Origin of the sequence: Rothia sp. P7181, from assembly GCF_048513015.1 — a bacterium.
GTDB lineage: Bacteria > Actinomycetota > Actinomycetes > Actinomycetales > Micrococcaceae > Rothia.
Window position 1 is genome coordinate 1 of record NZ_JBLXXZ010000022.1, and the last position, 8,597, is coordinate 8,597.

Genomic DNA, 8,597 nt, shown 5'->3' on the forward strand with positions numbered 1-8,597 from the left:
CGGCAGTTCCGTATGCGTAAAGGTTGAGCTTAGCTGCACATGCAGGCCATGCGCCCCATCCTTGCATCTGAAGGAGGTTTTCAGCAACGCGAATCTGCTCTGCTTTAGAAGCGTAGTGAGGTGCGCCGCTACCGCCAGCAGCATTCCAGGAAGACTGGGTGAACTGTAGGCCACCGTAGAAGCCGTTGCCGGTGTTGATAGACCAGTTGCCACCGGACTCACACTGAGATAGCGCTTCCCATGCTTCGAGAGGAGCTGCTTGTGCAGGTGCTACTGCAAAAGATGCTGCTGCTACACCGCTAACTGCTAGTGCAGCTGCGGAGCGGGTTACGTTTTGGCGAATGGAAGTCTTTTTCACAATGCTCCAAGTGTAGGCCACCTAACGCTCCACCAATCCCTTGGCTTCAATGCGTTGCCGTCTACCCATAGATGCTTATTGGGTATCTATTGAGGTTTTGCCCTGTAGACGGACTCAGGTGTGCGGCAAAACCCGGCATATAGTTCAAGGCTTCTTCCAGCCCTGAAATGTATTTTTCCCGCAGGTGCGGGATTGCGTTCATGGATAACGATAACGTAACGATTTGGGTTCATACAACCTCCCCAGCAGGTCTTGTTGCCCGTAGGGCATTTATCAGCCTACTGTTGATAACAGCCCGCACGCAGTTGTATTTTTTATTTAAAAGAGAACTTATTGAGTGTTAAACCCGCGTATTTCTGGGAAGAACCAACGTGGGGGTCATCTTTACCATTTCGTTATTTTTGTTATCAAATCGCAACATTTATCGACGAAAAAACGCCGAAAAAAATTTTTTAATTTTCTTTGCGACACTCCACGAAAACTACGATATTTCGCGATAAAACCTCAAAAGCACCTATGTTAAGGCTTCAGCACCTTCAGCAAGAAGTACCTTAAAAGCGTCTTCATCTAACACTGGAACGCCCAAAGATTCTGCTTTCTCTAGCCTCGAACCAGCGGCATCACCGGCGACAAGATAATGCGTTTTCTTCGACACCGACCCCACTGCTTTACCGCCACGAGCAATAATAGCTTCCTTGGCAGAATCCCTTGAAAAATCTTTGAGAGTGCCCGTTACGACAATAGACAGTCCAGCTAATGTTTGCGGCAGGTTATCATCTTGCTCATCAGCCATGCGCACGCCAGCAGCAGCCCACCGCTCAATAATTTCGCGATGCCAGTCCACCGCAAACCATTCTTTAATAGAGCGAGCCATTACTGCACCTACACCATCAATAACCGCTAAACGCTCTTCAGAGGCATTTTCAATAGCTTCCATAGAACCAAACTCAGTTGCAAGAGCACGTGCGGCAGTAGGGCCTACATGTCGAATCGACAACGCAACAAGAACTCTCCATAACGGCTGTTCTTTTGCTTTCTCTAACTCTTTAAAAAGCTTCTTTGTATTTGCGTTAACAGCAGAAGGTTTCTTCGCTGTACCACGCGTATAAAAATATGGGACAAGCTCATACTCTCCGCTAAGAACCCCACGCTTTTTCTTCTCACGTCGTATTTTCACATCGGCAAGATCTTCTGCACGAAGATCAAATAAGAACGCTTCAGAAACAAGAGGAGCAACATCAGGCTCAGCAGGAGCAGTCAACGCTTTAGCCGCTTCAAAACCTAACGCCTCAATATCAAACGCACCACGACTTCCAGCATGATAAACGCGTTCTGTCAGCTGAGCAGGGCAAGAGCGAGCATTAACACAACGAATATCAACGTCACCTTCTTTAGCAGGCGCTAACGGCTCACCGCAGGAAGGACATTCCTGAGGCATTTCAAAAGCTCGTTCGCTGCCATCTCGCAAAGCAATCACAGGACCCACAATTTCTGGGATAACGTCCCCTGCTTTACGCAATACCACCGTATCGCCAATAAGCACACCTTTAGCTTTGACAACGTCTTGGTTATGCAGCGTTGCACGTTCAACGGTTGAACCAGCAACTTTTACCGGCTCCATGACCCCATAGGGAGTGACACGCCCAGTACGCCCCACATCGACACGAATATCAACAAGTTTTGTATGCACTTCTTCAGGAGGATATTTATAAGCAACAGCCCAACGCGGCACACGAGAGGTGTAGCCTAATCGTTCTTGTGTTGAAAAATCATTAATTTTGACAACAATTCCGTCAATCTCATGTGCCAGAGAATGACGTTGCTGCCCGTAACGTTCAATAAATTCAAGAATTTGCTGAGTATCGGAGAACAGTTCAGTATAGGGGCTCACCGGAAGTCCCCATTGTTCGAGCAGAGCATACGTTTCGTATTGAGAGTCCAATGAGATACCCTCATGTGTGCCAATGCCATGCACATACATTGATAGAGGACGCCGAGCCGTCACTTTCGCATCTTTTTGACGTAGCGAACCGGCAGCAGCGTTACGAGGGTTTGCGAATGGTGCTTTCCCCTCTGCAATCATCTGCTCATTGAGAGTAAGAAAATCTTGAGAAGAAATAAAAATTTCTCCACGAATTTCAACTTCTTCAGGATGCCCGTCACCGGCAAGTTTACGAGGAATCGTCCCGATGGTCAGGACGTTATGGGTCACGTCCTCCCCCGTTGTTCCGTCACCGCGAGTAGCTGCCCGTACAAGCTCTCCCTGACGATATAGCAGGTTAACCGCTAAACCATCAATTTTTAGTTCGGTTAACCAACGAACAGATGATAACCCCGCAAGGTGCGCGTTCTGTTCAGTTTTATTCAACCATTGTTCTAATTCGGGGATAGAAAAGACGTCTTCAAGAGAATACATACGGCTGAGATGAACAACGGGCGCAAAGATAGAGGATGGTTCTGCCCCGACTTGTTGTGTCGGTGAATCTTGAGAGATGAGTTGAGGATGTAATGCTTCAAGTTTTTCCAACTCAACAAAAAGTTCATCGTATTCTTTATCAGAGAGGATTGGTTCGTCGTCAACAAAGTATTTTTTTTGCGCCTGACGGATTTTCTCCATCAAAGCAATATAGCGTTCTTGTAGCTCAGCTGTGATGAGTTCACGAGATTGTTCCGTTGACGTAACGTCCATCTTCTTCTCCATATTTCACGTTCGCCGTTCTTGGCAGGTATCCGCATTGAACGGCGCAGTGGTGTTGTTTTCAGGTTGGCTTAGTAGTATTTCATTCATAGAAAAGTCCCTAACTACATTTAATCAGCAGTTAGGGACTTTCCATTGGGGTTTACCCGAAATATCCTCAAGAATTACTTTAGCGCAATTCTCTCTCATCGTGATAGGACTCTTCTTCTGCCACTGTCGTGGGTTGAGATTGATATTCTTCCGCAGAGCTCACAATATGGTGTTGTTCTGTTGAAGTGAGTTCTTTAAGGTGTTCGCTTCTTTCTTGAGCTGTTTCTTCAGTCACGACGTCAGCAACAACAACAGTAATATTGTCTCTACCGCCAGCACGTAGGGCAGCCATTTGTAAGACATCTGCAGCGTCTTGAGGGTGCTCAACAGTTGCCAGTACCCTCGCCATATAGTCATGAGATAGTTCACCCGATAGCCCATCTGAGCAGAGCATCAAACGGTCTCCTTCTCGGGCAGGAATAACCCAGAAGTCTGGTTCCCAGTAGTTTCCGGTTCCCAACGCACGTGTAATGACGTTTCGACGTGGGTGAGTAAGCGCTTCAAGTGGTGTAATTTGTCCGGTATCTACGAGGTATTGCACTTCGGAGTGGTCCACAGTGATTTGTTCTAGAGTAAGGCCTTCAACGCTTCCCGCAGAGAAAGACATATCGTGTGCGTCTGTTTCGACTTCTTCTTCACGAACGAGACGATAGGTACGAGAGTCTCCCACGTTGAAAATAAACCACATATATTGGTCTCCGATATTCGTCAACCAAGCACCTGTCACAGTTGTACCAGCTCGTTGAGAGAACATCTCCTTAATACGTTCGTCTGATTCGCCAATGATTGAACGAATATGTTCGAGAGTACGCATAATTTGCCGGTTTAAGGCGGTGGTCTTTTGACGACGACGTCCAAGAAGTCCCTGATTGCCTTCTGTAGAGGTGTTATCTTCTGCTGCAAGCTCTCGTGCATAGCTTTCTTGTTCAGCCTCTGTCATACCGCAAGGGCGCGAGAAGAGGTGGTTATAGCTGATGGTTCGTGCGCAGAGTCGGCTTGCGTGTTCGCCTGCTTCGTGCCCGCCCATTCCGTCGGCGACGATGTGTAAAGTTCCGACTACTGAGCAGGAGTCTTCGTTATTGTCTCGGTAAGCGCCAACGTCAGTGGCACTTCCGGAGAAGGTTGTTAGTTTTTGTGCGGTCATTCTGTGTCGATCTCCAATTCATTGCCGGTACCGACTTCCACGGATATAGGCGTTATGTCTCCGAAGCCTCGGACATTGCGCTTTGGTTGTGGTGTGAAGCGAAAACGTCCGTCGCCTTTGAGCGTCTGGGCGGTAGCGTCATTGGTAAGCACCTTACCAGGTTCTGCGATGCTTACTAAGCGCGAAGCTAGGTTTACGGTAGGGCCGTAGACGTCTCCTAGTTTGGGAAGGATACGTCCCCAAACAAACGCCACGCGTGTGTGTGGCAGGTCTGGGTGTTCTTCAATCGCTTGAGATAAGGCTAATGAGATGCGTGCAGCGGCGTCTGGTGTTTCGGTGAGGAAGAGGACTTCATCACCAACGGTTTTGATGATGCGTCCACCACCAATCGCTATGATTTCTGCACAGCGTTGTTCAAAAGTTTTGACGAGTTTACCTAGCGTTTTCTCATTCATCTGACACGAAAGTGTGGTGTAAGAAACAAGATCAATGAAGCCTATACCGCGTAGCAGAGGTAAATCAGCACGGTCTTCAGAGACTCCGTCTTCGTTGCGGAGCGCTAGTCGCAGCACTCCAGCGTTGTATTGTCTGCGGTAGGTGTAAGACAGTATCTCTTGTAAGGTTGTGATGAGTTCTGGCAGAACTTTAAGGAGTTCTTGACGTGCTCTACCGTTACTAAAGCCTTGTTGTCTTGAGATGTCATCAACGATTTCTTCAATTTGCCAGGCCACGATTCGGTCGGTCAGTTGTCCCATAGAACGGGCGATTGAGATCGTTGTTTCGAAGTCTAAACCGTGCTTGTCGGTCAGTTCAGTAACCTTTTTGAGCCCTTTGACATCTGCTTCGGTGAAGTACACTTCGTTTTCGGAGATATCTGGTATTCCTAGTGCATGCCAAATTTTGCTGACTAGTGGGAGCGTCGCTCCGGTCTGTTCTATGATTTCTTTGCTGGTAAGGTTTTTCTGTGTACCGAGGAGAAATTTTTCGAGGGCTTTAACCGCTTCGCGGTCTTCTTTTGTGCGATATACGTTGCTTTGCACACGGTTATTGGAATATTCAAATTCTTCTTCCAGAGGCACTGGATGAAGATTATCGTCTGATCCAGGTGCCGGCTTTTCCACGGGACTATCCTTTCTCATGCTCTCGTTGAGACAATAAAACTTACTCTGTGACTTACAATACTCTACTTATGGGAAGTAATACGAAGAATGACGAAAAACTGTTCATCATCTTATGATGTGGAACTATCTATACGACCCTAAAACGCCATGATAAGAAGCGTTAAAATCGTACTGTGCTCGTTTTAGTTCCTCTGAAAACGCCTGAGCATGAGGAACATTTTGTAGAACGCAAAGACCTTTTTGAGTGCCGTGTTGAACGTAGACTGTCAGCTTTCCAATTTTTGTATACCCAAGCCACGTTCGTTGCACCTCACACCCCGTAATACTCTCGAAATTGATGGAGATAGAACGCTTAGCACTCAATCCGCGTTGGATTACGAGACGATGTGTCGTGATGAAATACTGGGTCAAGAAGTATCGCTTCAGGCTTTTAATCGTCTGGTATAAGGACGCCCCTGCTAAAAGATATCCAAGAAATGACCAGATAGTACTAACTCCGGCTATAGCAGACGCAAAGCTCACGAAGAATATGTTCAGAAGAGCATAAAGTGCTGGTATAAGTAGGCAACGCCAATGTAATCGGGTTGCAACACGCACCGATTCCCCTTGTAGAAGCGTTCCTCGTAGTTTCATAGCTCACTTATCTTACGGTAATGAATAGTCTTTTGTCTCAGTAATCGTCAAAAAAGATGGTCTTTCTATGCACTGCGCAGATGAATCACGTCGCCGACTGCGTAGCTTTGGGATATTCCGGAGTCTGTGGTGATAACGATTTCTCCGTCGTCGTTAATATCTTCTGCTACACCATATGTTTTTTGTCCGTCTGGCAGTTCTATGACAACGCGTTGCCCCAATGTCGACATTTTGGTTCGGACACTGTCTAACAGGCTAATTCCATGTCGTTGCAGTGCGGAGGGAATACCGTTAACGCGGGCGAAGTCTTCATATCGTTGAGCAAAATTCTCACAGATTTTTTCGAGGGCTTCATCAAGGCTTCGTGGTCTTTGTGTTGCGGCGAGAACAGAAGTTGCCGTGGGGACGGGAAACTCTTCTGGTTCAAGGTTAATATTTATTCCAATACCAACTATTGCTGAGAGATTTTCAGCAGACTCTACAGCAATTTGAGCGAGTATTCCGCAACATTTTTTGTCACCAATGAGGACGTCGTTAGGCCATTTGAGATACGCTTCAATGCCCCAAGAGTTGAGTGTGTCAATTGCTGCTAGGGCGAGGAGCACGGTGAACCAGTGATATTGTTCGGGTTTGATACGGTGTGCGGGGTTAGCATGAGGGCGAACGATGACTGACGCGCAGAGGGAGCTTCCGGCAGGAGCAACCCATTCTCTATTGAGCCGACCTTTACCGTGTGTTTGTTGTGTTGTTGCGATAACAGAGAGTTCACCCCATCGCCGGTTTTGTAGAGAATCTGCTGAGGTGAGAAGTTCGTGGGCGTAGAGGTTCGTTGAGGGGACAGTATCGAGCAGAAGAACTTGTTGGTATTGGTGGTAGGGAGCCTTAGATGCGGCACGGCTCACCTCATATTTGAGGTAGTTATCGAGGGTTTGTATCGGTACGCTCATCGGCGGTGTTCTCTCTTGAGGTTTTATATGATAGGCAATGCTTTATTGGAGCAGATTAAGAAACGCCCCGATAGGATAAAAGAACGAAGCTATCGGGGCGCTCGCCACTTTTAGGGTGGCTTCTTTCAGAAAGGAAAGCGCTTTCATTGTTACAGAGAGGAACTAGGAATGTCTACCACTGAACCGGTGCAGGTGTTTACTCCTATTGGGGCGTGCGCTCTTTTGGGTATTACTCGCAATGGATTTTATAAGAGAATTGAGAAATATCCTCTTGAGCCTGACTATCTCATCAACGAGAATCAACCATGTTGGACCGAGGAAACCCTCAGGGCTTGGGATAAGACCATTCCAAGTGTCGGTGCTCCAAAAAATCTTGAGAAGCTGGTTAAATAAAGCCCGTCAGATTCCATGTGACATCTGCAATACAGCAAAGGCAGTCTTTCCTCTCTCATAGGAAAAGAAGAAGTATAAGGCATGAGCAACAAATCAGAAATTCCCGTTTTCTACAAGGGCGAAGAGGCGAGTAAGCAGGTCAAACTTTCCAGCGCTGGCTTTTTGAGTAATATGAAGAAATACCCACTAGAGCCAGATTTTATTGTCAATGGAAAAACTAAGGGATGGAAAAAGGAGAGTCTGGTGAAGTGGTATAACGAGGTTGTACCTAAGCCACTTTCTTCTGAAAAGAAAAAACTTTCTTAAAACCACGTGAAGTAAAACCCTCCCGCTCCTGAATAACACTACTAATCAGGGGCGGGAGGGCGTTACCCCCTGACTCTAGCAAAGGAAAAATACTATGACAAGCAAACAAGTTATTGCACTATTGGCAATAATTACCGCAGTAACAGGGATTATTCTTGGCTTCCTTGGAAAGCCTTGGTACTTCCCATTTTCTGCAGTATTCCTCTGGGTTGCCTACATGAACCTCTCGTCCAACCGGAAACAGAAAGAAAACCAATGAGCATTTTTATCTGTACTTATAGCTACGCACCAGCAGAAGAACAAGAAAAACACCGTCCAGAGCATCGCCTTTATCTAGGTTCTCTCGTAGAAAAAGGAATCATTATTGCTTCTGGCCCTTATGTGGATGACGAAGCACCTGGGGCGATGTTGCTTTTTAAGGCATCTTCTGCAGATGAGGTCCGTGAGTATGTCAGCCAGGACCCCATGTATCTCGGTGGGGCGGTGCTCTCTTATAACGTGCGTGAGTGGAACCCTGTTTTAGGTTCTTTGGGCAGCTAGTCTGACTAGCTATTACAAATAGTGCGACGCCCTCAACATATTTTGTTATTTTTGTGATGAGATAAGTAGTTATCAGGTATTTTCGTCACGAGAAACATCCTATAGTTGAGGGCATCATATTATTCACCAGCTCACTGTGCCTCAGTACGGTGACGCTAGCGAATGCCCACCGTCAAGGATGTCCCCGTGTCTATGAATCACCACAGCACAACAGAAGAATCTTCTGCACACGATTTAAGTACTACCGCAGGTAAACTCGCAGACTTCTATGATCGTCGAGAAAAAAGTTACATGCCTTCTGGTCAAGAAGCAGTAGACCGCCAACATAGTCGGGGCAAGAACACCGCAAGAGAACGTATTGATTTAC

At 46.8% G+C, this 8,597-nt stretch carries 11 protein-coding genes; 5 read left to right on the forward strand and 6 right to left on the reverse strand.

The features are described from left to right. The 6 genes from ACN08Z_RS08180 to ACN08Z_RS08205 all read right to left on the reverse strand — a co-directional run. Positions 1-358 (reverse strand): transglycosylase family protein (locus ACN08Z_RS08180; RefSeq protein WP_419104033.1); only part of this gene is annotated, 358 nt, incomplete at its 3' end. Between the two features lie 514 nt (positions 359-872). Next, the gene (gene ligA / locus ACN08Z_RS08185; RefSeq protein WP_419104034.1) at positions 873-3,047 is read right to left on the reverse strand and encodes an NAD-dependent DNA ligase LigA; all 2,175 of its coding nucleotides are present in this window, start codon (positions 3,045-3,047) and stop codon (positions 873-875) included. 178 nt (positions 3,048-3,225) lie between these two features. Further along, complete coding sequence (locus tag ACN08Z_RS08190) at positions 3,226-4,290, reverse strand: PP2C family protein-serine/threonine phosphatase (protein WP_419104035.1); 1,065 nt, start codon at positions 4,288-4,290, stop codon at positions 3,226-3,228. After that, a complete protein-coding gene (locus ACN08Z_RS08195) occupies positions 4,287-5,411 on the reverse strand; it encodes an adenylate/guanylate cyclase domain-containing protein (protein WP_419104036.1) in 1,125 nt (374 codons plus the stop codon). Before ACN08Z_RS08195 ends, ACN08Z_RS08190 begins: the two co-directional genes overlap by 4 nt. A gap of 123 nt (positions 5,412-5,534) precedes the next feature. Then, complete coding sequence (locus tag ACN08Z_RS08200; protein WP_419104037.1) at positions 5,535-6,044, reverse strand: PH domain-containing protein; 510 nt, start codon at positions 6,042-6,044, stop codon at positions 5,535-5,537. Between the two features lie 65 nt (positions 6,045-6,109). Beyond that, the gene (locus ACN08Z_RS08205; RefSeq protein ID WP_419104038.1) at positions 6,110-6,991 is read right to left on the reverse strand and encodes a biotin--[acetyl-CoA-carboxylase] ligase; all 882 of its coding nucleotides are present in this window, start codon (positions 6,989-6,991) and stop codon (positions 6,110-6,112) included. Between the two features lie 168 nt (positions 6,992-7,159). On the opposite strand from ACN08Z_RS08205, the gene ACN08Z_RS08210 reads away from it, so the two are divergent. The 5 genes from ACN08Z_RS08210 to ACN08Z_RS08230 form a co-directional block, all read left to right on the forward strand. Continuing rightward, positions 7,160-7,384, forward strand: coding sequence for a hypothetical protein (locus ACN08Z_RS08210; RefSeq protein ID WP_419104039.1), 225 nt, complete (start codon positions 7,160-7,162; stop codon positions 7,382-7,384). Positions 7,385-7,465: 81 nt separating this feature from the next. Next, entirely contained in the window at positions 7,466-7,690 is a 225-nt protein-coding gene (locus ACN08Z_RS08215) for a hypothetical protein (protein ID WP_419104040.1), read from the forward strand. A gap of 94 nt (positions 7,691-7,784) precedes the next feature. Further along, complete coding sequence (locus ACN08Z_RS08220; RefSeq protein WP_419104041.1) at positions 7,785-7,949, forward strand: hypothetical protein; 165 nt, start codon at positions 7,785-7,787, stop codon at positions 7,947-7,949. Further along, on the forward strand, positions 7,946-8,230 hold the full coding sequence (locus ACN08Z_RS08225; RefSeq protein WP_419104042.1) for a YciI family protein: 285 nt from the start codon (positions 7,946-7,948) through the stop codon (positions 8,228-8,230). The genes ACN08Z_RS08220 and ACN08Z_RS08225 overlap by 4 nt, the downstream gene beginning before the upstream one ends. 186 nt (positions 8,231-8,416) lie before the next feature. Continuing rightward, positions 8,417-8,597, forward strand: a 181-nt coding sequence (locus ACN08Z_RS08230) for a hypothetical protein (protein ID WP_419104043.1), incomplete at its 3' end; no start/stop codon positions are given.